Genomic DNA, 664 nt, shown 5'->3' with positions numbered 1-664 from the left:
GCCGGTGGCGTACATGTGGTGCGCCCACACGGTGACCGACAGGCCGGCGATGGCGATGGTGGCACCGACCAGGCCCATGTAGCCGAACATCGGCTTGCGGCTGAAGACTGGGATGATCTCGGAAATGATGCCGAAGAACGGTAGCGCGATGATGTACACCTCTGGATGGCCGAAGAACCAGAAGAGGTGTTGCCACAACAACGCGCCGCCGTTGGCGGCGTCGAAGACGTGGGCGCCGAACTTGCGGTCGGCCTCCAGGGCGAACAGGGCCGCGGCCAGGACCGGGAAGACGATCAGAGCCAGCACCGCGGTCAGCAGCACGTTCCACACGAAGATCGGCATGCGGAACATGGTCAGGCCCGGGGCACGCATGCAGATGATCGTAGTGATGAAGTTGACCGAGCCGAGGATGGTGCCGAAGCCGGACATGGCCAGACCCATGATCCACATGTCGCCGCCGACACCCGGCGAGTGCACCGCGTCGGACAGCGGGGCGTAGGCGAACCAGCCGAAGTCGGCCGCACCCTCCGGGGTGAGGAAGCCGCCCACCGCGATCAGCGAGCCGAGCAGGTAGAGCCAGTAGGCGAGCATGTTCAGTCGCGGGAACGCCACGTCGGGCGCGCCGATCTGCAGCGGCATGATCCAGTTCGTGAAGCCGGCGAAG

1 protein-coding gene is annotated in these 664 nt (G+C 65.7%); it reads right to left on the bottom strand.

The window, feature by feature from the left end; genetic code table 11:
* Positions 1 to 664 (bottom strand): cytochrome c oxidase subunit I (locus VXC91_RS46525; protein ID WP_329513357.1); only part of this gene is annotated, 664 nt, incomplete at both ends.

Origin of the sequence: Streptomyces chiangmaiensis (assembly GCF_036281785.1) — a bacterium.
In the GTDB taxonomy this organism is placed as follows: Bacteria; Actinomycetota; Actinomycetes; order Streptomycetales; family Streptomycetaceae; genus Streptomyces; species Streptomyces chiangmaiensis.
Note: the sequence above shows the minus strand (reverse complement) of the source record. Positions and strands in the feature narration are given on the sequence as shown.